This is a genomic window from Gardnerella sp. c10Ua_31 (assembly GCF_055700915.1).
In genome coordinates, this window is record NZ_JANUYG010000001.1 from 372,332 (window position 1) to 396,394 (window position 24,063).

Annotated in this window: 18 protein-coding genes, 1 tRNA gene and 1 pseudogene; 8 read left to right on the top strand and 12 right to left on the bottom strand. The window is 41.7% G+C overall.

All coding sequences use genetic code 11. The features are described from left to right. Positions 1 to 46: 46 nt before the first annotated feature. Positions 47 to 1,468, bottom strand: coding sequence for a sensor histidine kinase (locus tag NYP55_RS01485; protein WP_004130284.1), 1,422 nt, complete (start codon positions 1,466 to 1,468; stop codon positions 47 to 49). Between the two features lie 166 nt (positions 1,469 to 1,634). Between NYP55_RS01485 and phoU the strand changes: the two genes are divergently transcribed. Next, positions 1,635 to 2,315, top strand: coding sequence for a phosphate signaling complex protein PhoU (gene phoU, locus NYP55_RS01490; RefSeq protein WP_032815742.1), 681 nt, complete (start codon positions 1,635 to 1,637; stop codon positions 2,313 to 2,315). A 135-nt stretch (positions 2,316 to 2,450) separates the two neighbouring features. Here phoU and NYP55_RS01495 read toward each other — a convergent pair whose 3' ends face one another. Beyond that, positions 2,451 to 3,191: a phosphoglyceromutase gene (locus NYP55_RS01495; RefSeq protein WP_004132563.1), complete on the bottom strand. Its 741-nt coding sequence runs from the start codon at positions 3,189 to 3,191 to the stop codon at positions 2,451 to 2,453. A 172-nt stretch (positions 3,192 to 3,363) separates the two neighbouring features. Next, the gene (gene lysS / locus NYP55_RS01500) at positions 3,364 to 5,040 is read right to left on the bottom strand and encodes a lysine--tRNA ligase (protein WP_018641198.1); all 1,677 of its coding nucleotides are present in this window, start codon (positions 5,038 to 5,040) and stop codon (positions 3,364 to 3,366) included. Positions 5,041 to 5,485: 445 nt separating this feature from the next. On the opposite strand from lysS, the gene NYP55_RS01505 reads away from it, so the two are divergent. The 3 genes from NYP55_RS01505 to NYP55_RS01515 all read left to right on the top strand — a co-directional run bounded on the left by NYP55_RS01505 (position 5,486) and on the right by NYP55_RS01515 (position 8,486). Beyond that, positions 5,486 to 5,559 (top strand) — tRNA-Pro (locus tag NYP55_RS01505). Between the two features lie 130 nt (positions 5,560 to 5,689). Continuing rightward, positions 5,690 to 7,726, top strand: coding sequence for a DUF4037 domain-containing protein (locus NYP55_RS01510; RefSeq protein ID WP_102704981.1), 2,037 nt, complete (start codon positions 5,690 to 5,692; stop codon positions 7,724 to 7,726). Positions 7,727 to 7,835: 109 nt separating this feature from the next. Beyond that, on the top strand, positions 7,836 to 8,486 hold the full coding sequence (locus NYP55_RS01515) for a DUF4125 family protein (RefSeq protein ID WP_018641192.1): 651 nt from the start codon (positions 7,836 to 7,838) through the stop codon (positions 8,484 to 8,486). A gap of 5 nt (positions 8,487 to 8,491) precedes the next feature. On the opposite strand, the gene NYP55_RS01520 is transcribed toward NYP55_RS01515, so the two are convergent. The 6 genes from NYP55_RS01520 to hflX all read right to left on the bottom strand — a co-directional run bounded on the left by NYP55_RS01520 (position 8,492) and on the right by hflX (position 14,486). Further along, the gene (locus NYP55_RS01520) at positions 8,492 to 9,193 is read right to left on the bottom strand and encodes an HAD family hydrolase (RefSeq protein WP_180963213.1); all 702 of its coding nucleotides are present in this window, start codon (positions 9,191 to 9,193) and stop codon (positions 8,492 to 8,494) included. Positions 9,194 to 9,206: 13 nt separating this feature from the next. Next, positions 9,207 to 9,659 carry a metal-sulfur cluster assembly factor gene (locus NYP55_RS01525; RefSeq protein WP_032839934.1) on the bottom strand — a complete coding sequence of 151 codons (453 nt, stop codon included), beginning with the start codon at positions 9,657 to 9,659 and terminating at the stop codon, positions 9,207 to 9,209. A 54-nt stretch (positions 9,660 to 9,713) separates the two neighbouring features. Next, positions 9,714 to 10,391: a Fe-S cluster assembly sulfur transfer protein SufU gene (gene sufU / locus NYP55_RS01530; protein WP_018616228.1), complete on the bottom strand. Its 678-nt coding sequence runs from the start codon at positions 10,389 to 10,391 to the stop codon at positions 9,714 to 9,716. Positions 10,392 to 10,419: 28 nt separating this feature from the next. Beyond that, positions 10,420 to 11,766 carry a SufS family cysteine desulfurase gene (locus NYP55_RS01535; protein ID WP_018616225.1) on the bottom strand — a complete coding sequence of 449 codons (1,347 nt, stop codon included), beginning with the start codon at positions 11,764 to 11,766 and terminating at the stop codon, positions 10,420 to 10,422. 157 nt (positions 11,767 to 11,923) lie between these two features. Further along, positions 11,924 to 12,886, bottom strand: coding sequence for an L-lactate dehydrogenase (locus NYP55_RS01540; RefSeq protein ID WP_004130300.1), 963 nt, complete (start codon positions 12,884 to 12,886; stop codon positions 11,924 to 11,926). 130 nt (positions 12,887 to 13,016) lie between these two features. Then, the gene (gene hflX / locus NYP55_RS01545) at positions 13,017 to 14,486 is read right to left on the bottom strand and encodes a GTPase HflX (protein ID WP_472781520.1); all 1,470 of its coding nucleotides are present in this window, start codon (positions 14,484 to 14,486) and stop codon (positions 13,017 to 13,019) included. A 168-nt stretch (positions 14,487 to 14,654) separates the two neighbouring features. Here hflX and NYP55_RS01550 point away from each other — a divergent pair, with 168 nt between their 5' ends. Together NYP55_RS01550 and hrpA are read left to right on the top strand one after the other, a co-directional pair. After that, positions 14,655 to 15,365 (top strand): class I SAM-dependent methyltransferase, encoded by a 711-nt coding sequence (locus NYP55_RS01550; RefSeq protein WP_115757252.1) that lies wholly within the window; start codon positions 14,655 to 14,657, stop codon positions 15,363 to 15,365. A 28-nt stretch (positions 15,366 to 15,393) separates the two neighbouring features. Continuing rightward, a complete protein-coding gene (hrpA, locus tag NYP55_RS01555) occupies positions 15,394 to 19,473 on the top strand; it encodes an ATP-dependent RNA helicase HrpA (protein WP_472781459.1) in 4,080 nt (1,359 codons plus the stop codon). A gap of 27 nt (positions 19,474 to 19,500) precedes the next feature. Here the strand turns inward: hrpA and NYP55_RS01560 are convergent. Beyond that, positions 19,501 to 19,656 (bottom strand): annotated as a pseudogene (locus NYP55_RS01560) (nucleoside hydrolase); the annotation flags it as partial. 104 nt (positions 19,657 to 19,760) lie between these two features. Between NYP55_RS01560 and NYP55_RS01565 the strand changes: the two are divergent. Then, a complete protein-coding gene (locus NYP55_RS01565; protein WP_472781460.1) occupies positions 19,761 to 20,243 on the top strand; it encodes a hypothetical protein in 483 nt (160 codons plus the stop codon). Positions 20,244 to 20,287: 44 nt separating this feature from the next. Further along, on the top strand, positions 20,288 to 21,124 hold the full coding sequence (locus tag NYP55_RS01570) for a GIY-YIG nuclease family protein (protein ID WP_346284101.1): 837 nt from the start codon (positions 20,288 to 20,290) through the stop codon (positions 21,122 to 21,124). 188 nt (positions 21,125 to 21,312) lie between these two features. Here the strand turns inward: NYP55_RS01570 and NYP55_RS01575 are convergent, their stop codons facing one another. Together NYP55_RS01575 and NYP55_RS01580 are read right to left on the bottom strand one after the other, a co-directional pair. Further along, complete coding sequence (locus NYP55_RS01575; protein ID WP_102704975.1) at positions 21,313 to 22,716, bottom strand: MFS transporter; 1,404 nt, start codon at positions 22,714 to 22,716, stop codon at positions 21,313 to 21,315. A 130-nt stretch (positions 22,717 to 22,846) separates the two neighbouring features. Continuing rightward, a complete protein-coding gene (locus tag NYP55_RS01580; protein WP_472781521.1) occupies positions 22,847 to 23,803 on the bottom strand; it encodes a nucleoside hydrolase in 957 nt (318 codons plus the stop codon). Positions 23,804 to 24,063 lie beyond the last annotated feature (260 nt).

Sequence of the window (24,063 nt, forward strand, 5' to 3'; positions counted from 1 at the left end):
ACTTTGCATAAGACTTTGCGCCCTACTTTGCGGCTTACTTTGCTCACTACTTTGCAAGCGGAATAGCAAAATTAACAGTAGTTCCCTGCCCAGGCCTACTCCACAATGTTATGCTGCCGTGATGCGTAAGAGCCACGTGCTTAGCAATAGCAAGACCTAATCCAACACCGTCTTTACTAAAGTCATTTTGATTACTCGATCTATAAAAACGTTCAAAAATACGCGGCTGATCTTTTAGCGGGATTCCAATTCCTGAATCAACAACGCGAATAACAGCAAATCTATTATCTTCTGACTTTAAAGCGCAAAGCGCAACAACACTATTTTTATGAGAATAGATAATAGCGTTTTCAACAAGTTTTCTAATCGCACTGCTTATTTGATTAGAATCCGCTAAAATGTTAAGTGAAGAATCTGCTTTAATAATTACGCGAACATTTTGACTAGACGAAAGAGCAGAAACAAGATTTTTAACATCTTCCAACACTTTCAAAACGTTTACAACACTAGCTTTTGAAGCATCAATAGGACTTTGCGCTCGCATAAGAAGAAGCAAATCTTCTAACATATGTTCCAAGTGTTTAGACGATTTTTGAGCAGACGCAGCAATATCTTTAATGCGACTTGCATTAACATCTTTGCATTGCAAAACATTAGTAAGGCTGGAAATCATGCGTGTTGAGCTAATAAGTTGATTGGAGACATTGCTTATAAAATCGTTACGCGTTTGCTCAAAAAGATGCTCCGCACTGGAATCATTTATAATAACAACAACTTTGCCTTCTCCAACACTTCCAACTGTAATATTAAGCCAATTAGGTCTAGAAATTGTAGAAGGATTAGGCGCTGAATCGCTAGATTGTGTTGATGAAGAATCGAAAGCAGCCGAAGATTGCAAATACGAAGTTTTATCTACATTATCTACATAAAAATCATTATCTTCACTAATTGTTACATACTGTTTGGGGGTAAATGTCACTAAATCAAAGCTTTCATAGCCTCCAGAGAAACGCACGTTATTTACAGCTTGCAAAACGCGCGGCTGAACAATCGAATCGTCTAAAACAACTCCAAGAGTGTAACTTTGTGAACTTGCGCGCAAAACGTCGTTATTTTTATCAACAACAATCGTAGCTCCTGGAAGCATAGCTAAAACAGCGCAAGCGTCGGAGCTAATGTCTTCGGAACTATCGTCTATATCAAAGTCGGAATCGGAATCAAAGTCGGAATCGCCTAAAACTTTTTGCATTTTCTTATGAAAAATGATGCGAAAAATGCGCTTAGAACCACGTCTAAAAGTCATAAAAATACGACTAAAAGTAGAATCAAAAAACGGAACAAAAACATTACGAAATGCCGATAGAACAAAGTCAAAAGCAAACATAACCACAACAATTGCAACGCAAAGTGCAATCAAAGCAAAAACAACAAACACCATTAAAGGCGAATATGGCGAATCTTGAAGCATACTCTTAAAGAATACTCTAACGCGCTCACATTTAAGCGACTAATACAGCGACTAATACGTTTAACGCACGTGCGCACAGTAGTCTATACTTGATTAGGGCAATCTAAACAAACGCGAATATGCTCCAATGCAATTTAGCGCGATTGAACGCAAGAAAGGACACACCATGCGAGTGATTTTCAACGAAGAGATGAAGGCAGTTGCATTAAACATTGAACGCATGGCAGAGCTTGTTGCAAAAGCCATGAACGATGCTGGAAGCGCTCTAGTAAACGCAGACTTAGAAGCTGCGCAAACGGTTATAGATAACGACGCAAAGCTAGACGCACTAGAAGCAAACGTTATAGATCAGTGCTTAATATTGCTTGCACGTCAAAATCCAGTTGCAACAGATTTGCGAGAAGTAGTTGCAACTATGAGGCTTGCTGCAACTTTTGAGCGCATGGGCGATTTAACAAGTCACGTTGCACAAATCGCAAGACGCACATGGCCTGATTGCGCAATACCAAGTCAAGCAAAAGAAACTGTTGAAAAAATGGTTGACTTTTTGCATGTTCTTGCAGGTCAATTAACAGACATGCTTTCAAATAGAGACGTTAATGTAGCAGATGCAATTATTCACGGCGACGACGTAATGGATAAGTTGCACGAAGATATTTTTGCTCTTGTAGAAGGCGAAGATTGGAACGGCACTAGAAAACAGTTGATTGACTTGGTGCTTCTAAGCAGATTCATGGAACGCATAGGCGATCATTCAGTTGCTGCAGCAAGGCAAGTTGTATTTATTGTTTCGGGATTTGACCCAACTAAGAAACCAGAACCAGATAAAGACACAGTTGTAGCATAAAACACAAGTGGCGTAGAACATAATTTTTAAATAGAAACCTAAAAAAGTAGCTTGTAAAACAAAAGTAGGCTTGCAATTAATTTTGCAAACCTACTTTTTATTTAAGTTAATTTAAGATAATTAAGCTAATCAAACTCACTTTTGACCTTGAGCAGCCACGGCAGCAGCGCCAGCAGCAGCAGCTTCTGGATCCAAATACTCACCGCGAGGCTTGATTGGCTTAAAGTTCTCATCCAACTCGTAAAGAAGAGGAATAGCCGTTGGAATATTCACCTTGGAAATCTCTTCCTCGCTCAAGTTGTCGAGCATCTTAACGATTGCGCGCAAGCTGTTGCCGTGAGCTGCAATCATTACAGTCTTACCAGACTTAAGCTCTGGAATAATATCCGACTCCCAATAAGGAGTTACGCGAGTCACAACGTTTGCCAAAGCTTCAGTTTCTGGAACTGGGTCGCCTGCATAACGAGGATCATTCGCCTGAGAATACTCATCGTTTGGATCAATCTGTGGAGGTGGAGTTGCGTAAGAACGACGCCAAATCATAAACTTCTCATCGCCATATTCCTGACGAATCTCAGACTTGTTCTTGCCTTGCAAAGCACCGTAATGACGCTCGTTCAAACGCCAGCTACGACGAACTGGAATCCACAAGCGGTCTGCTGCATCAAGCGCGTAATTCGCGGTGTTGATAGCACGACGAAGCAAAGAAGTGAACACGATGTCTGGAAGAACGTTCTTCTCTTTAAGAAGCTCGCCACCATGCTTAGCTTCCTCAACACCCTGCTCAGTGAGCGGTACATCAACCCAACCAGTGAACTGATTGGTCTTATTCCATGCGCTCTGACCATGTCGGAGCAATACTAATTTATATGTCATAGTTACCTAGTCTATTCGTTTCGTGCGACTACTTACAAAAAGTAAACAAACACGAAAAATTTAATCAAAAAAGTCGCCGAACACTAAAAACAGCATTCAACGACTTTTAAGATTAATTCAGCTGATTATAACTGATACAACTAGCGATAATCACAACTAGCGATAATCACAACTAGCGAAGTGGCTTTACGAGTGGGAACGTAATCGTCTCGCGAATGGTTGCGCCCGTAAGTGCGATTAGCAAGCGGTCAATTCCCATTCCCATGCCGCCAGCAGGAGGCATACCAACGCCGAGAGCCTCAATAAAGTCCTCGTCAATATCCATTGCCTCAACGTCTCCAGCCAAAGCATCTTTAGCTTGAGCAACAAAGCGCTCGCGCTGCACAACAGGATCGTTAAGCTCGGAGTAGCCAGTTGCAAGCTCAAAGCCGCGCACGTACAAATCCCACTTTTCAACCATTCCAGGCTTTGTGCGGTGACCCTTAACAAGTGGGCTTGTCTCCACTGGGAAGTCGCGCACAAACGTTGGCTCATAAAGCTTGTCCTCGTAGAAGTGCTCCCACAAGTGCTCAACCAACTTGCCGTGATTCTCCACTTCGTCGCGCTCAACGCCAAGCTTGTCTGCGATTGCGCCCAAATGCTCAACAGAAGTCTCTGGCGTAATCTCCTCACCCAAAGCCTCGCTAAGCGAGCCATACATAGTAATCTGCTTCCATTCGCCGCCAAAATCATACTCTTCGCCGTTAAGCAAAGTCACCTTAGTGGAACCAAAAGCGTCTAGTGCAGCCTTTTGAATCAGCTCTTTAGTAAGAGCGCCAATCGTATCGTAAGTGCCGTAAGCCTGGTACGCCTCGAGCATTGTAAACTCTGGAGCGTGAGTTGCATCCACGCCTTCGTTTCTAAAATCACGGTTGATTTCAAACACGCGGTCAATGCCGCCAACCAAGCAGCGCTTCAAGAAAAGCTCTGGAGCAATACGCAAGTAGAGATCAATGTCGAAAGCGTTCATATGAGTTGTAAACGGACGAGCAGCAGCACCGCCGTGAACCGTTTGCAACATTGGTGTCTCAACCTCAAGGAAGTCGTTGCTGTCGAAAGTGCGGCGAAGAGAAGCAACAGCATGCGAACGCCTACGAACCATATCACGAATCTTCTCGTCTGCAATCATGCCAATATATGGCTTGCGAGTACGAGTATCGTCGCTTAATTCCTTATGCAAAGCTGGAAGTGGCTGCAGTGCTTTAGCAGCAATAGCCCACTCTGTTGCAAATACAGAAAGCTCGCCCGTCTTAGAAGAAATCACGCGACCGCGCACATACAAATGGTCTCCCAAATCAACCATCTGCTTGAAGCTCTTAATGGATTCTTCGCCAATTTCCTTCTTGGAAACCATTGCCTGAATCGTAGTGCCATCTCCTGCCGCAAGCTTAACGAAGCACAAGCCGCCAGCGTTACGCAAGAAGAGAACGCGACCAGCAATACCAACCTCGGTATCGGTTTCTTCGCCAGCTTGAAGCTTGCCATCAAAATCGGCACGCACTTTTTCGATAGTATCTGTAACATTAAGATGCACAGGGTATGGTTGCACGCCTTCCTTAAGCATCATCGCACGCTTTGCAACGCGCATTTGCACCTGCTCTGGGTGAGCAAGAGGACCAAACTCTTTATTGCTTGGATCAATTGCTTCATCCAGGCTTGCACCCTCGTTTACACGCTTTGCAATAGCCTCATCTTGAGCAAGCAGCATTTCGGCATGCTCAACGGTGTCAATTTCGTTGACGTTGTCTGTTGATTCATTTTCTGCTGCATCGTTTTGCGCAGCGAGCATTGTAGTATTCGTGTCACTCATAGTCGCTAATTGTAGCTACTAGGTAATACAGATAAGTGCACAACAAATACGTTTTATTGCGTTATTTAGTTGATTGTGCGAATCATTTTTACATCAAATACACATTTTTATAGAAATATTTATATTTTTCTGTTTTCGGAAGAAAAATAGATTTACAGTAAAAATTTTTATTATTTTATTAAGATATACAAAATTATTTACGAAAAGAGACATGATTTTGCAAATATTGCAGATTGCATGCAAGCTATAAAAAAGTGAAAGTAAATTTTTAATAAAATCTCAAAAAATTTATTTACTAGCGACACACACAGCAACACACACAGCGACACACAATAATATTTTGTAGCAAGTTCACGCTATTATAACCAAGTTATTGTAGTGTTGCTTGCACAATTCAATATGTAGTTGCATCATGTATTTGTAAGATGAATTCACACAATAACATCGGGCTGTAGCGCAGTTTGGTAGCGCGCTTCGTTCGGGACGAAGAGGCCGCGGGTTCAAATCCCACCAGCCCGACTTTTGTTTTTTGCACAATCGCGCGTATTGCAACACTCTTATAAACTTATAATTCTGTATAAACGCATAATTTTGTATGATTGAGTAGTGAGCAAAACGGAATTAAATCGCAAGAAGCAAGGTGGCTTTAATGGAAAACTCAGCAGAATTATATAAAGAGCTTGACAATATGTTTGCAAGCCACGCAAGCGTGCAAGAAATCGAAAAATATTTGCTAAACGCTCTAAACCAATCGCAAGCAAAAGCAAACCAAGCAGCATCAAACCAAGCAGAATCAAGCCAAGAAGAAGCGAACGCTCAAGCATTGCAACTATCTGTGTTAAACGAGTTGATGGGATTTTATAGGTCTAGAGGAGAACACGCAAAAAACAAGCCAATCATTGACAATGCGCTAGATTTGGCAAAGAAGATGGATTTAGTAGGCAGCGAAGCTGGAACAACAACGCTGATTAACGCCGCCACAAGCCTTCGCGCGGCAGGCAGCTATGAGCGCGCAACAGAAATATATTCTCAAGCTATTAAAGAATCATCGAAAACGCTAAAACCAAACGATAGAAAACTCGCTGCCCTTCACAACAATCTTTCAATGCTTTACAGCGAAACAGGCAACACGACCGAAGCAATTAATGAACTTAATATTGCGCTTGAAATATTGCAAAAATCGAGTATCGATCCTTCAACAGACATAGACATAGCAGCAACTCACACGAATCTTGCGCTTGCGATTTTGCAAGAGTGCTCGCAGCCTAACGAAAGCACGAATAGCAAATCTGATAGTCTTAACGCTGCTTTTGAACACGCTTCAACCAGCGTTCGCATGTACATTTCAGGAAATAACCAAAATCAACCGCACTACGCTTCTGCTTTAGCTGGATATGCTCAAGTTCAATACGCGCGAAAAGAGTATTCCGACGCTGTAGACGCATACAGTAAAGCACTTGATTTGATAGCACAATGCTACGGAAAAGATAGCGAGTCGTACGCGATTACGTTGGAAAATTTGCAGCAAGCGCAGAAGGCAGCAGAAAAATTTACGGCGAGTGGCGTGGCGGACGCGATTCAGTGTGCTGCGGAAAAATCGCCAGCAACCGATGATCTGCAGCCAGAGTCAAATAAAACTAAAAAAGCAGAAGATAATCCCAAAATAAAAAACGGCATGCAACTTGCAAAAGAATATTGGCAAACTTACGGAAAGCAACTACTGGAATTACCAAAATTTAGAGACTACAAAAGCCGCATAGCTGCAGGATTAGTAGGTCACGGATCGGAATGCTACGGATTTGACGACGAGATTTCTAGAGACCACGATTTTGGACCAGGATTCTGCTTATGGCTTACAGATGAAGACTATGCGAAAATTGGCGAGGATTTGCAAGCAGCTTACAACGATTTGCCGCAAGAATTCGCTGGATTTGGCTCTCGCGAAGAAACTCCACGCGCTAAATCATGTGAAAGAAGCAAGCGAGTCGGAGTATTTAGCACATCTGAATTTTTTGAAAACATAACAGGATTTTCCGCCGCTCCAAGCCAAAACGAGCCGTATTTATGGCTTTCGCTAAACGAGTCAACACTTGCTGCAGCTACGAACGGCCAAATTTTTGCAGACCCACTTGGAGAATTTAGCAAAACGCGTCAAAGTTTTAAGCTTATGCCAGACGATGTGCGAATCTCGCTAATCTCTAGAAGGCTTGGCATGATGGCTCAAGCAGGCCAATACAATGTTCCACGAATGCTAGCGCGAAAAGACGGAGCTGCAGCGTGGCTTTCTATAAACGAGTTTGTGCGCGCAACCGCTTCAATCGTGTTCTTGCTAAATAACCCAATAAGTGCAGGATATTTGCCATATTACAAATGGCAATTTGCAGCTTTACGCAAGCTCAGCGTGCGAATGGCGTCTAGACTTTCTGGCGTAGCAAATCAACTTGAATCGCTTATGCGACTAAGTAGCGCGGCGTGCTTTGGCGGAATCGGATTTGGCGAAGGCACAAAAGGCAGCAGCGAAGCTGAATCTAGAATAAACGAGATTATTCAAAACGTGTGCAACGAAGTAGTGGAAGAGCTGAAATATCAAGGCTTAAGCGATTGCGGCGAAACGTTTTTAGAATGGCAGCGCCCGTATGTTGAAGCACATATTAAGCAAAAATATGCATGCTTGCATAGCTTGTAAAACTCGTGAAAATTAAAACTCGTGAAATTCGAAAAGCTAGATTAACACAGCAAACCCTAATCGGAGATAGTATAAAAGATTACTAGAACTAAAATCGATAGGATTAAAAATGATTAGCAAAGAAGACAACGCGCAAATAACGCAAATAGACAGCAAAAATCACACAATTGCAGAAGAAATTACAAGACTAGAATGGCAGCAATTCCAGCTTACGCAAAACGAAGGCGGACGCGCGAATTGTCAGGAAGATTGGCAAACATTCCACATTATGCGAATGAGCCAATTTTTAACTTGGCAGCTTGATTTGCAAGAGTCTTATAAGCAAGATCTTGAGCGCGCAAATAGCGATGGCAGAAATTTGATAACAGAGAAATATGCAAGAATGATGGAGTCTACTGCGCCAGAGATTTTTGAACGCACGATTAAGCCTTATATTAAGCCGATTTTAGAGCGTAGAAAAAGCGAGCAAGAGCAGATTATTTTAACGCAAGTTAAATGGGCTGACGATTTTCGCAATCGCTACCCTCATTTAGGTCTTGCAATGCGCGTTCTAAAAACAAGCGAAGATACAGAAGAAAATACATCTTTTGAAACGTATTTGCGAGGAGAATTAAGCACGTATTCTAACGATACTTTTGCTAAATATAAGGATTTTATAGAAGATTTGCTTGCAAAAAATCTAAATCTTACGCAAATGATTATTACGAATACTGTGCACATGTATGGTTACGATTCACTCGAAGCGGCCGACAAATGTTGAGGCAACTACAGCATGAATAATTTTGTAGATGCACACTCAATTCTTTGCGCAGTTTTTAAGCTACGCAAATCAGATTCAACAAAAACAGTAGAAGATGCACACAAACAATTTTTGCTCAAAAAATCCCGATAAATCATAATATTCGGTTTGCGCAAATGAGACTCGTAAGATGCACTAACGCCATTTATCTCGCCAAGTATTGGGCAAGTTTCGCGCGCGCAATCAATCCACTCTTGCGAAGCATTTCCCAGCGCCCAAACGCGCACACCTTTTGAAATCAAATCGCGAGCAAAAGAGGCAAAACGCGCTCGCTCCCCTAAAAATCCGCGTGAAAAATTCTTAAAATACAAGCGATAAAGCCATGCTACGGCAGGTCCGTGATGCTCGCTAAACGATTCAAGCGCGCGCTGGCTACTCCATGCCGCCTCTCGCAAAGCTTCGTGAAACTCAAAACCCCATTCTGGTTCGTAGCTAAACAGAACTTCGCCAATATAATCTGGGTAATCTGACTCCAATGTGCGGCGCGAATCCCAATCAACAAGAAGATGCAAGTCAAAAACAACATCTGTTATGCCGTTTTCAACAATTTTTTGCGCGCACAAATCGCAATAATCGTCGCTATTCTTAATAAAATTATCGCCATTCTTGCAATCGTCACTATTCTTAAAATCATTGCAATTAGGCGAAAAATCTTCTGTGCAAACCATTAAAAATCCTAAATTATTCGGTTGGCGAAATTCCGCCAATGTAGGACGACATTCCAGAAGCGACAGAAGCACCAGGAGCACCAGAAGTACCAAAGCTAACAGGCAAATTGTTCAAATTATAACCAAGCGCCTCAAGCTGCGCGCGACCATCTTCCGTAATATTTTCAACGCTCCAACGCGGCTTCCAAGTCCAATCAATCCTAAATTCGTCTACAAGTCCAACAAGCGCACTCGCGCACTCGTCTTCAATCAAATCCGTAAGCGGGCAAGCAGGCGTTGTAAGCGTCATCGTAAGAATCGCGCGACCAAGCTCATCAATCTCAATCCCGTAGACTAAGCCCAAGTCAACAACATCAATACCAAGCTCTGGGTCCACAACATTGTGCAAAGCCTCTTGAATATCTTCCTCGCTCACGCGCCCAATATTGTTTGCGCTAAGAGTTGATTCTGCTTGATTTTCTGCCATCTTGTTCCTCATTTTTAAGTGTTACAACGCGATTTTATAAAGCTACATACGATTTTATAAATCCTCAATAGCCTTTGCAATACCGTCTTTTAAGCCTTCCCACGCAAGCAACGCGCATTTGATTCGCATTGGATATTTAGAAACGCCTTGAAAAACCATTGCATCTTCCAACTCATCCTCGTCTTGCTCGCTTTTTAATCCAACTCCCCTAGATTCCATAAGTTTGTGGAAAAGAGCGGCCAATCGCAAGGCATCCGCAACGGTTTTCCCCTCAACCAAATCAACCATAATCGAAAGACTCGCTTGCGAGATTGAGCAACCGTGGCCATCCCACTTAATACTTTTAATAAGCGCATTGCTTGAATTGTCAGCATTTTTAGCAAGTTCCACGTGCATTGTAACCTCATCTCCACAAGTTGGGTTAAATTGATGAGATTCCCCAAATGCATAGTCTTTACTAGCTTCTACAGCACAATTTTCGTGATGATTTGTAATTGTTATATTAGAATCGTTTTTTAGCTCATCGGTTGCTTGCGACTTTTCCGCAATATCCGCAGCCTCCGCAACTTTTTCTTCACGCTCTTCACGCTCTTCTGCTTTAGAAAGGCTCTCCGTGCTTAAAAAATGTGTTTTTCCGTGCGGATTCCTAGCAGCATCTAAAATCACTTCTTGATACATGCTTTCTAATCCGCTACTTGCACCGTTAGCGTCATCAAAACCCATATCAAACATACTCTCTCCTTACATTAAAATATTACGACTATGCGCCAAAATATGCGCGAACATGGGAAACAGCTTCCACAAGCGCGCGAGCTTCTTCGATTGTGTTATAAACTCCAACAGATGCGCGATTCGAAGCGTACACGCCAAAATGGCGATGAATCGGCTGAGCGCAATGATGCCCAACGCGAATCGCAATTCCTTGCGCATCCAAAAACTGGCCAACGTCATGCGGATGCACTCCTTCAACTTCAAAAGAAACCGTGCCAATACGGTTGCTTAAATCAAGTGGTCCAAGCACGCGAACTCCTGGAACATCTTGTAATTTAAGCAATTCTTCAGCAAGTTCCTGCTCATGCTTTGCAACTCGATTCATGCCCAACGAGCAAAGCCAATCCGCAGCCACTCCTGCAGCAACCATTTGCGCAACTGGCTGAGTTCCTGCCTCAAAACGGTAAGGCGCTTGCATATATTGCGCTGGCTTGTTAAGCCACGCGAGCTCCACCATAGACCCCCCAAAATTGGCTGGCGGAAGAGCATTCAAAAGATTGCGTCGACCATACAAGAACCCAACGCCCGTAGGACCATACATTTTATGAGCACTAAACGCTGCAAAATCAACGTCTAACGCGTGAAAATCAACTGGAATATGCGGCACAGACTGGCACGCGTCAAGAACAAAAATCGCACCAACATCATGCGCACGCTTGCAAATCGGCGAAACATCCGTGATTGCGCCCGTAACATTGCTAATATGCGTAACTGCAACGATTTTCGTGCGCTCATCAATAACAGTGCTCAAATAATCCGCGTCCGCTCGCACTCGGCCATCTTCAGTTACATCAATCCAGCGAAGCTCCGCACCCGATCGAATCGCAAGCTCTTGGAATGGCAATAAAACGGAATGATGCTCTGCGCGAGAAACAACAATATTATCTCCCTCATTAATCACAAAATGCTGGCGCAAAATTAAGTTATCTTCCGCAAAACCAGAGCGATTTAGCTTAGCGTTAATAGTGGCATTTCCAATAGAAGTTGCAAGAAGATTCAACGCGCCTGTAGCGCCAGGCGTAACAACAATCTCTTCGCTGCCTTCTTTGCTACAAGCACCAACGAGTTTTGCAACCTTTGCGCGCGCTTCTTCAAACGCAACTGTGCTAAGCGCTGCCAACTCGTGCGCTCCTCTATGCACGCCAGCATTAATCGTTTTATAAAACTCGCTTTCGGCATTAATTACAACTTGCGGCTTTTGAGAAGTTGCTGCAGAATCCAAGTAAATCAAGGGTTTTGAATGCACTTTGCGACTTAAAATCGGAAATTGAGACCGTAAATCTTCAAAATCACGCATTAGCGCAAAGTCTGTATCAAGATTTTTATGATTAAACATTCAAAATCACCTTTTAATCAAATTTATAACTTAAAAGCCGCTCCCCCAAAACAATGATTGAAGGAGCGACTTTCAAGACTTAAATCTTAGTAATTAGCGCTTTACGAACAGCTAAGCATAAACGCATAAACGCTTAAATCATAAAGCAGAAAGCTAATTAGAATCCAAATTGTGCCGCAGCTTGACGAAGAGTCTCTGCAGAACGCTTCAAAGCAGCAAGCTCGCGATCCGAAACTGGAGTATTCAAGCGAGAATTTACGCCGTTGCGGTTCAACAAAGTTGGAACAGACATGCAAACGTCCGAGATTCCGTGGAAGTCTTCAAGCAAAGAGGAAACTGGCAAAATGCGGTTGGTGTCGCGAAGAACAGCCTCAACAATATCTACGCCAGACATTGCAATAGCGTAGTTTGTAGCGCCTTTACCGTTAATAATCTTGTAAGCTGCGTTCTTAACTTCCTGATGAATCTCTTCGCGCTTAGCTTCATCCAATGGCTCATGACCTGGAAGAGCATTCCACTCGCACATTGGAACACCACCAATAGTTGCAGAAGCCCAAAGAGGGACTTCGGAATCGCCATGCTCGCCAGCAATATAAGCGTGAACGTTCTTAACGTTCACACCAGTGTGCTGAGCAATAAGGAAGCGCAAACGTGCAGAATCAAGGTTTGTACCAGATCCGAACATTTGATTAGCAGGAAGACCAGAAAGCTTCATAGAAACATGCGTAACAACATCAACAGGATTTGTAATAAGCATGTAAATTGCGTTTGGAGCAACCTTAACAACATTAGGAATAATCGACTTCATAATATTGATGGTTGCGCCTGCAAGCTCCAAGCGAGTCTGGCCAGGCTTTTGACGAGCGCCAGCAGTAATAACAACCATATCGGCATCGCGGCAAATTTCAACATCGTCGGAGCCAGCAATCGAAACAGCTGGGTAGAAGCTAGAACCGTGCTGCATATCGAGCACTTCTGCTTCAACACGTTCCTTAGCGATATCCTCAAGCACAATTTCACGAGCAACACCGCGCTGAGCAGCAGCAAACGCAAGCGTAGAACCTACTGCGCCAGCACCAATAATCGCAAGCTTTGTTGGCTTAACCTGAGAATTCACCATTAGAAAACCCCTTTTCCACAAACCGAATCAGCCCTCTAGCTAATAAATAACTCAAAATATAAGGGCTGCTCTAATAATAGAGATATATGCATGAACAGTTTTTACTTTAATCACACCTAAGGAGTTTTGCTTAAAACGCAATTTGCATAAGTTTTGCGGCCAAAGAATCTCCAACAAAAGCATCTAATTCTATGCCAGAATCCTTATATTCCACTGATTTTACAATGCCATTTTCCCTAACTTTAGATAGCAAAGATCCAGAATAATCACTATAAGGAAGCCTAACTTTAACGTGAACATGTGGCGAAGGTAACAAATTTTCTATGCGCGTTCTTAAACGGTCAATATTTGTTCCACTTGCAGCAGACACAATTAAAGAATCAGGGTACAATGATTGCAAACGCAAACGCATCGACTCTTGCATAACATCCGACTTGTTAAACGCAATAATTTGCGCAATGTCTTCCACTCCATCAATTTGAGCCAAAACCTCGTTAACTGCCTCAATTTGAGAAACAGGGTCTGGGTGAGAACCGTCAACAACGTGCAAAATAACGTCTGCTTGGCCAACCTCTTCCAAAGTGGACTTAAACGCTTCTACTAGCTGAGTTGGCAGCCTTCGCACAAAACCAACCGTGTCTACAAGCGTATAAGCGCGACCATCTTTAGTTAAAGACTTTCGAACAGCAGTATCCAAAGTGGCAAAAAGCGCATTTTCTACAAGCTCCTTAGAGCCAGTAAGCCTATTTATAATCGAAGATTTTCCAGCATTTGTATACCCTACTACTGCAACAGTTGGAATATCTTGACGACGCCTAGATCCGCGCTTTGTCTCGCGAGTTGGCGCCATTAGCGCAATGTCGTGACGCAATTTTGAAATTCGATTCCTAATTGCGCGCCTATCCATCTCGATTTTTGTTTCACCAGGGCCTCTAGAACCTATTCCAGCGTCTCCAGCAGCGCGACCGCCAGCCTGCCTAGAAAGAGCAGCACCCCAACCTCTAAGTCGCGGAAGCATGTATTGAAGCTGAGCAAGCTCGACTTGCGCCTTTCCTTCCCTGCTTGTTGCATGTTGAGCGAAAATGTCTAGAATAACAGCCGTTCTGTCTACAACTTTGACTTTAGTGGCGTCTTCCAAAGCTCTTCTCTGGCTTGGTGGAAGATCGTCGTCTACAACAATCGTATCCGCATCATTTTGCGCCACAACTGCTGCAAGTTCACGAGCTTTTCCAGAACCAACATACGTTGCTGCATCTGGCCTGTATCTTTGCTGCAACATGCCGTCACACACTACTGCTCCAGCTGTTTTAGCAAGAGCCGCCAACTCTCTAAGAGACTCTTCTGCTTGGCTTAAAGTTCCGCGAGCGCTAGACCACACACCTACTAAAACAACGCGTTCCAGCCTTAGTTTTCTGTACTCTACTTCGGTTACGTCTTGTAATTCTCCAAGACCAGCAACTCGTTTTAACGCGTTTCTTGATTCACGCTCTTGCCAAGCTTCGTCGTTACTTTCTATGCTTGATCCAGCGTTTGCATCGTCTAGCAGAACTTCACTATGGCCTGAAAGAAAGTCTTTATGCTCATTTTTATGCTCGGGCATATTATTATCACCACTTGCCAAATCACTATTTGCTAAAGTATCTACCAAAACTATGCCCTTTGCTATTTTGCTTTAACTACTAACGCTAAATCCCCTGTTAATACGCGATTTACAACGTTTGTTTTATTATTGTGAATCTAGAAGACATAATTTTTAACCAACACTAAAATGACTATTAACACTTTTAACAAAACTAAAAAGACGAGCAGCATTAATGCTACTAAAACAAACAAAAATGCTAAAGAATCTAAGACTAGCGGCGAACAGTATTTTTCCGCTAATCCAAATTCTTTAGACTTAAGACGAACTTTACAAGTTGATTTGCGAGGCAGAGAAGTTAGCGTGCAAGTTTCTAACGGAGTTTTTAGCTCTTCTAAGCTTGATTTAGGAACTGCAGTTCTTCTTAAACACGCTCCACAACCCCCAGAAAATGGGCGATTTTTCGATATCGGTTGCGGCTGGGGCGCTATTAGTTTGGCTTTAGGTTTTGAATCTCCTAATGCGCAAATTTACGCTGTAGACGTTAACGAGCGCGCTCTAGAACTTACTAATATTAATGCCAAAAATGCTGGATTAAATAACATTCACACTTATCTTGTAGAAGATGCGCTAAAAGAACTAAAAGAAGATGAGCTAAAAGACATTGATCTTATTTGGTCTAATCCTCCAATCCGCGTTGGAAAAGACGTTTTGCACAATATTTTGCTCACGTGGCTTCCTCGCCTAAAAGTTGGTGGAGCTGCTTATTTGGTTGTTCAAAAAAATCTTGGTTCCGACTCCTTAATCCCTTGGCTTTCTAAAAATCTTGGGGAAGATTTTAGCGTTGAAAAATACGCAAGCTCTAAGGGATACAGGATTATAGAAGTCTTAAGAAAATAGTATTTAGCAGGATTTAATAGGATTTAATATGAATTTTGACTATCCTAGTGAACTGCCGATTTGTTCCGCACGCAACCAGATTATTGAAGCTATTAAAGAGTCGCAAGTTGTAATCGTATCTGGTCAAACAGGTTCTGGAAAAACCACTCAAATACCAAAAATGGCTTTAGAGCTTGGCAGAGGCGGTCGCGGAAAGCAAATTGTTCACACACAACCTCGACGACTTGCTGCACGCACAGTTGCCGAGAGAATCGCAAGCGAAATGGGTGTTAAGCTTGGCGAAGAAATCGGCTACCAAGTGCGTTTTAACGACGAAAGCTCATCTAAAACAAAGCTTCGCATAGTTACAGACGGTATTCTACTTGCTCAAATTCAGCGCGATCCACTTCTTACGCGCTACGACACGATTATTATTGACGAAGCTCACGAGCGCAGCCTAAACATTGATTTTTTGCTTGGATATTTAACAACTCTTTTGCCAAAGCGCAAAGACTTAAAGCTTATTATTACTTCTGCAACAATCGATTCTGCAAAGTTCAAAGACCATTTTGAGCAAGCTTTGCACATTAAAGTTCCTGTTATAGAGGTTTCTGGGCGAACATACCCCGTGCGCGTACTTTACGAGTCGCTTGGAAGCGCGCCTTCGCTTATGAAGCATGTTCCAGGTTTTGCAGATATTGCTATGGATGATGAAAGCGTTGCGCAAAGCCAAAGTCTTTCTAGTTTTTCGCAAAGCGGAGATATTTGCGATGAAGACATTGCTTCTGCTGTAACTCGCGCATGTGCTCAACTTGTTATTCATTCAACACACACTCAAGGCGCGCGAGATATTATGGTTTTTGCTTCTGGCGAGCGCGATATTCGCGAGTTTGAAGCATCGTTGCGTTCTTATTTCGGTGCGCGCACAAGCGACATGAATCGCAGTGACGCCATTGAGATTGTTCCACTTTTTGCACGTCTTTCTTCTAAAGACCAGCATCGCGTTTTTGAGCATCACACTCATCAGCGTATTGTAATCGCCACTAATGTTGCAGAAACTTCTCTTACAGTGCCTGATATTCGCTACGTTGTAGACCCTGGTTTTGCTAGAATTTCGCGCTATTCTAAGTCTGCTAAAGTTCAGCGTCTTCCTATAGAACCTATTTCTCAAGCAAGCGCGGATCAGCGCTCTGGTCGTTGTGGGCGAATTGCAGATGGCATTGCTATTCGCTTGTATTCTAGGGAAGATTACGATACTCGCCCGCGCTTTACCGATCCCGAGATTTTGCGCACTTCACTCGGCGCTGTTGTTTTGCACATGCTCTCTGTCGGTGTTGCTAAAACTGGCGAAGATATAACGAATTTTGGATTTATTGATCCTCCAGATATTAAGGCTGTAAGCGACGGTTTTAACGAGCTTAGTGAGCTTGGCGCAATAAGTAGAAAATCTGGTGTTATAAGTTTGACTCGCATCGGCCGCGAGCTTAGTCATATTCCAATTGACATTCGCCTTGGACGCATGATTATTGAAGCTGCGCGAAACACTACGCCTAATACTTTAGCTGCGATTCTTGTTATTGTTGCGTTTTTGAGTTTGCAAGATCCGCGCGAGCGCCCAGAAGACAAGCGCGAGGAAGCCGATAGATTACACAATCGTTATGCAGACGAGTTAAGTGACTTTTTAACAGCATTGAATATTTGGGATCGCATATTCCAGGCGGATGGCGAAATCAGCAACAACGCGCTAAGGCGACTTTGCAAAGAGGAATTTTTCCACTTTTTACGCCTAAAACAGTGGAAAGATTTAGTTAATCAGCTTAAAGATTTATGCAAGGAGCTTCATTATAATGTTGGCGAAGCGCTGCCGATTAAACGCGCGTCTTTGCAAATACGCCAATTGCCAAATAATCAACAAGCAGCTCACAGTCTTTGTTGCACTTGGGATTATCAAGGAATCCACGCTTCTATGCTTTCTGGCTTGCTTTCTATGATTGGCATGCAAGTTATTCGCGAGCCTAAGGCTTCGGATTTTGCAGGACTTCGCGGAACAGCCAAAATTCGTGCCATTAAGCGCGCTCAAAAAATGGCAAAAAACGATTATCAAGGCGCTAGAAGCACAAGGTTTGCAATCTTCCCATCTTCATCTGTTTCTAAAACAACTCCTTCTTGGATTATGTGTACGGAATTAGTTGAAACTTCTAGACTTTGGGCAAGGTATTGCGCGCAAATAGACCCTGCTTGGGCGGAGTCTTTAGCTAAGAACCTTACTCGCGTAACATATTTAGATGCTCATTGGAGCGCAAGCAAAGGTGCTGCAATTGCTCAATCGAAAGTGCTTTTATACGGCTTGCCTATTGTGCAAAACCGCACTGTTCAATGGTCTAAAATCAATCCTTACGAATCTAGAATATTGATGATTCGTCAAGGCCTAGTCGAAGGAAACGTTCAACAGCGTTTTCCATTCAACGATTTTATCTCATCAAATATTAACGTTTTGAACGATGCCGATAATCAAACAAATCGCACTAGGCAAGCAAGCGAAACTGTAAACGACGAGGATTTGTTTACTTTTTACGATAATAAACTTCCTCAAGAAGCTACGACCATTGCAGATTTGGCTAAATGGTGGAAAAATTATAGGATTCAAGACCCACATTTTCTTGATTTTAACCCAGATTGTGTTGAACGCTTGCAATACGCAAATGACACTGATTTAGCAGACTACCCCGATACTTGGCATACGATTGGAACAGACGGCCAGAGAATTAATTTGCGCTTAAGCTACATTTACGATCCGCATAATCCTCTAGATGGCGTAACCGTACACGTTCCACTTCATGCGCTTTTGCGACTTAAGCCTCAAGAGTTTACTTGGAATGTGCCAGGCTTATTAGACGAGCTTATTATTGGCATGATTAAGTCTCTTCCTAAGACTTTGCGCGTGCAATTCGTGCCAGCTCCAGATACTGCGCGTAAGATCCGCGAGTGGATTGACGAAAACTACGATTATCTTCCAGGAATAAATGAGAATCCGCAAGAAGATTTTATTTGGCAAGACTTTAGCGAAGTCTTTACTAAAGCTGCGATTAGTGTTGTTGGAGCACAAATCCACCCAGAAGTTTTAAGCGAAGATCAGCTACAACGACTATCTCCTTATTTGCGCGTAACTTTTAGCGTTGAGCAAAAGAAAACTAATAAAAACAAACCTAATCAAAACAATTCGCATAATCAAAGCAACAAGCGCATTAAGCCTACTGTTTTAGGAACAGATAAGTCGCTAATAAGCCTTCAGCATCGATTTGCAAAATCAGCTCAAGAGTGTGCATTAAATGTTGTTAATAGCAAAGCGATTAAAGCTGCACAAGCTGGAAATGTTGTTGAGAGAGCAGATTTGTTACACAAGTCTGGAGCAACTAATCTTTCTAGATCTCAAATGGTTTGGCAAGGCGCGCTTAACATGCTTATTTTAGACGATAAGCGCATTACATCTAGATGGCTCGGCAGCGAGGCTTTGCTACTTGCTTCTGCACCTTATAAGTCTTCTAAAGATTTGGCTCAAGATTTGCAAATGGCTGCTATTAAGCGCCTTATACCAAATACGCAAAAAATTACTAACGATGTTGAACTTAAAGAAGCCGTTGGAAATATTGCCGAAGTTTACGAAGACACGGTTTATAGCGTTGCACACAGTGTTATTGCTATTTTGGAGCGATTTGCTAAAGTCGAGTCTGCTGTCAGCGGCAAAGCCGACTTGCCAATGCTTAGTGTTCTTCAATCGATTAAAGAACACGCATCTTCGCTTGTTTTTCCTGGATTCATTGCAAAAGCAGATTCTAGCGCACTTAGTTCAATAGAGCGCTACTTACATGCGGATTTGATTCGACTTAACAAAGCTAAGTTAGACAAAAATCGAGATGTTCAATGGGCTTGGCAGGCAGATGAAGCTCATAAGCTTGTACTAGAAGCTCAAAAGAGAGCAGAAAGCTTGCCTGCTGGGCCTAATAGAGATGAAGCTCAAGAAAAAGCTCAAAAACTAAAGTGGATGTGCGAAGAATTCTACGTTTCTCTTTGGGCGCAAGAGCTTGGAACGGCATACCCAATTAGTATTCAGCGCATGAAAAAGATTTGATAGCACAAAAGTTAAAAATCCACATACTCATCCAGCGATTTTAGCCAAGCCAGAAATGCGCGTCATAAACTCGTTCAAGAATCGTGGAACATTTACGCCAACAGCAACTTGCGTGGCATTAACATAGTCATTCAAGCGCGCAACATCACCAATTGTGCGTCCACGAGTTGAGCCATAAACATCAATTAATATAAATATTTTCATAAGTAGTTTTAACTATTGTATTTACATTTTATAATTGTCATATTCCACAAAAGCTAACAACATAAATAAAGGAATATAATAAGATGCAAAACAATAAAGATTACAAATTAACTGCTTCTATATTTAACAAAAACAACAAAGACTCACTTACTACAGATTTAATTTTTGCACCAGTTGATACAGAAGATGCTAACACAACATTAAATAAATCTATGGAATTTATAAAAAACATAACAAGCCCAAACAATCAAATGGGTTTAAGCAATGAAGATATTTTGTTGGTTGCAAAAGACTCTGTTCTAAAATTAGTTCAATCAGAACAAAAAGACCTCAATAATGCCGTTGATGAAATTAGTGAGCAAATTGATAACATAGACAGCAATTTAATAAAAGGTGGCGCCTTAATATACATAGAGAATGGCATAAATCTTTCCACAAAAGATACAAATAACATAATTGACGCAGTCTATAAAAAATTAGATAAAGATTCTTCAATCTGTTCATGTGTACATAATAGTGGCAGTACACTTAGAACTAGCGCAATGATTGCACTAAAACATGCATAAAACCAACGAAGATTTATGCAGATAATTTAGAAGCTAGGAATCAAATGATTAAATTAAACGATTTGCTAAATCTCACAGAAGAACAGGCAGCAAATACAAAAATACGTTTTAATATGAATAATGGCGATTATGATCCCATTGAGCTTTATCAAGATGATCGTGAGAAAATCAATAAAGAATGGCTTTACTGTAAGGGTAATAAGTCCCTATTCCAAGTTGGACAAATCGCAATATGTTTAGTACGTATGCCCAAAAACAAAGATCAATGGCTATTAACAACAATCGACACCGTCAGCAAAGATTTAAATGTAGACAAAAAAGGAATAGGCTATGAAGGAACTCCAATAAAGGAATATGAAAAATATTTTGGAAGAGTAATTGTAAAATTCCACAATAAACATGAACAATTAGTTAGATGGCTTAACAATCTTAAAAGCGACTTAGAGGTTTCTCAAATTTTACCAGACACGTTCAGAGACGATAGTTTTCCTGGATACGACAATGTTAAACTTTCATATTCAGATCTAAAACGTATTGTTAAAAACAGTTATAATGATTGGATTGCAGCCCTAAGCAGTCAAAAGGCAGTATATCTAATAACCGATACGAAGACTGGTAAATTATACGTTGGCTCTGCAACTTCAAACAATGGAATGCTACTAAAACGATGGAAGGACTATTTAGAAACTGGTCATGGCGGAAATGAAAAGCTTATAAAACTAGTTGAAACTGAGGGAATCAAATATATTGAAGACCATTTCCAATATTCAATTCTTGAAAACTATAATGCGAACGTTGATGATGATTTTGTTTTAGGCAGAGAATCATGGTGGAAAGAAGTACTAAAAAGTAAGGATTTTGGCTATAACGCTAATAAATAATCATTAGAAATAAGCTTCACCAATACAATGTCAAAAGATTAGTATTCAGCGTATGAAAAAACTATGTTAGCGTAAAAACTATGTTAGTTTAAAAATGCGCGGCATAAGACTACAAAAAAGTGGTCACTATCCACGCAGCCAAAGATGACTGCAAGATAGTGACCACTAACATATTGAGTAAATAATAATTACTCTTTAACCATAAGGCTGCGAGCAATGTAAACTACTAAGCCAATAAAGGCTACAATAGCGCCCATCATAAGCAAGTTAGAATAACCTGCACCTAAGCCTTGGATTCCAGCAAAAGAGAATCCTTTTAGCAAGTTTCCGCCAAAGAATCCGCTGAAAATGGAAATACCGATTGATGCTGTAACATTCATAACTAAATCGTTCATACCGCATCCACGACCCGATTCTTCAACAGGCAATGCGCTAAGAACCGTTGAAACGATTGGCGAATACATAAGTCCACAACCAGCGTAGTAGACGCATGCACACAAAGTTAGAACAAGGAATCCGCAATTGATGAATACAGCAGCTCCAACCCATCCAAGAATCATAAGAACAGCAGCTATAATAATGCCAGCTTTACGTCCAATGAAACCGATAATTGTTCCAGAGCATGTTCCAAACACTGCTGCTACAACAAATGCCCATACAAGGTAGGAAGAAACTGCCTCAGTGCTCATATGATACAAAGCTCCACCAATAACATTGTAAATTGGAGGCATGCAATAGTTAGTAAAGTAGAAGATGAATATTAAGACAATGCCCGAAAGCCAACGCTTATTCTTAAAGAATGCAGGAGTTACAAACGGGTTCTTTGCCTTCATAATGTATCCAGCAAACACAACAAACAGCACGATGGATCCAAGTAGCAATCCCCATGCCTTGTACGAGAAGAACAAAGTCAGCAATGCAACAGCAATACCAAACACTGTAAAGCCAAGCTTATCTATCTTTCCACCAATACCGTTCTTTGTAGGCAAGCACTTAACAAGAACTGGCAAGAACAGAATGGTAATTGCAGGAATCAAGAACAAATACTGCCAAGCAATAGAGCTAAGAGCACCAGCAGCAAAAACGCCAATAGAAGCAGAAAGCTGATAAGCAGCAGTAAAGAGTCCAAAGAAAATTACCTTAAGATCGTTGCGCAAATACTTAGTTGCGATAACAAGGAAGGAAGAACCTGCTACTTGCTCGCCAGCGGTTTGTAAAATACGCGCAATAATAACAGTCCACAAGTTTGGAGTGAAGAAGAAGTTTGCAATAAAACCAAACAACGATCCAACAAACAATGTTACAAGTCCGATTGTTATGAGTCTACGAAGCGACACAAAGTCACCCAAAGAGCCGTAAATAAAGCACACAATGCCTAAAACAATAATTGGCAAACTCGTAATAAGAGAAGCTTGATCAGGAGCGCCAACAGCTTTACCAATCTGATCGAATACCAGATTAAATCCTTGCAAACACAATGTTCCAAGAATAAAGGTTATAAGAAGTAAAATTAGCGAGTAAATCGCCACTTTGTCGCGGGTTTTTGGATCCTCATATGGGTCTACCGCGCTAGATTTTGCAATCTCAGTCATAATAATCCAATCAATTAATATTTTTAGTTTCTACATTGGAAAATAAGGCACGTCGTATATTGCGGAAAATGTTGCGATTTGCGGCGTGTCGAACAACAAAAAGCGGAGTTAAAACTCGTAAAATCCACACTCAGCCAGCGATTTTTGCCAAGCCAGAAATACGCGTCATAAACTCGTTCAAGAATCGTGGAACATCAACACCAACAGCAACTTGCATTGTCTTAACAGGGTCATTCAAGCGCGTAACATCACCAATTGTGCGTCCACGAGTTGGGCCTTCAACATCAACTTGCATATTGATTGGAAGCGTTGTAACAAGCGTTGGATCCACAGCTACAGCCACTGCCAAAGGATCATGCAAACCGCATCCGCCAAGGTGCGGAGCCGTTGTCTCATATGCCTTAATGTAAAAGTCAGTCATATCTGCAAGGAACTTGCCAGCCTTTGCACCAAGGTCACGCCACTGCTTTGTCTCCTTGTAGGTAAGCAAAGTCTGTAAAGTAACATCCAAACCAATCATTGTTACTGGAGCACCAGAGCGGAATAGTACATCTGCAGCATCTGGGTCTTGAGATATATTCGCTTCGGTCCAAGCGTTTACGTTTCCATGAATGGTAAGCGCTCCGCCCATAAGAACAATCTTTCCGATTTCGTCCTTGATTTCTGGAGCTTTCTTCAATGCAGCAGCAATATTTGTCATTGGTCCTGTTGGAACATACACCAAGTCCTTGCCATATTTCTTTACAGAATCGATAATAAAATCAACAGCTGATTCATCCTCTGCTTTGCGCGCAGAATCTGGAATCTCAACATCGCCAATTCCGTTATCTCCATGAATAAATGCAGAAATTGGAAGAACTTCAAAAGAATCTTTTTTGCTTGCGTGCGAAAGTCCCTTATAAACTTTTACTTCGGGATGCCCAAGTAAGTCTGTGATTGCAAGCGCGTTACGAACACCTTGCTCCATTAAAACGTTGCCATACGTGCCAGTTATGCCAATAAGCTCCATTTCTGGGCTTCCAAGAGCATAAGATATAGCGAGAGTATCGTCAACACCAGTATCAAGATCAAGAATCAGCTTCTTCACTTGAGTTACCTCCCTTTGTGTATTTGGCATGATTTTACAGTCGTTGTAAATCATGGATTGCGCGAATATTTTCAAAATTATTCAAATGCAACCAAGCAAAAATTCTATCCCCATAATTTTGAAAATCAACATTACAATTGGATAATTTTAGATATATCATTGTTTCTTTATTGTGCAATAGTTTGCGATTTTTGTTATAAAATGTTCCAATCGCAAGCAAAAGTTAAATTAAATAAACAAAGGTTTAGATTATACTTAAA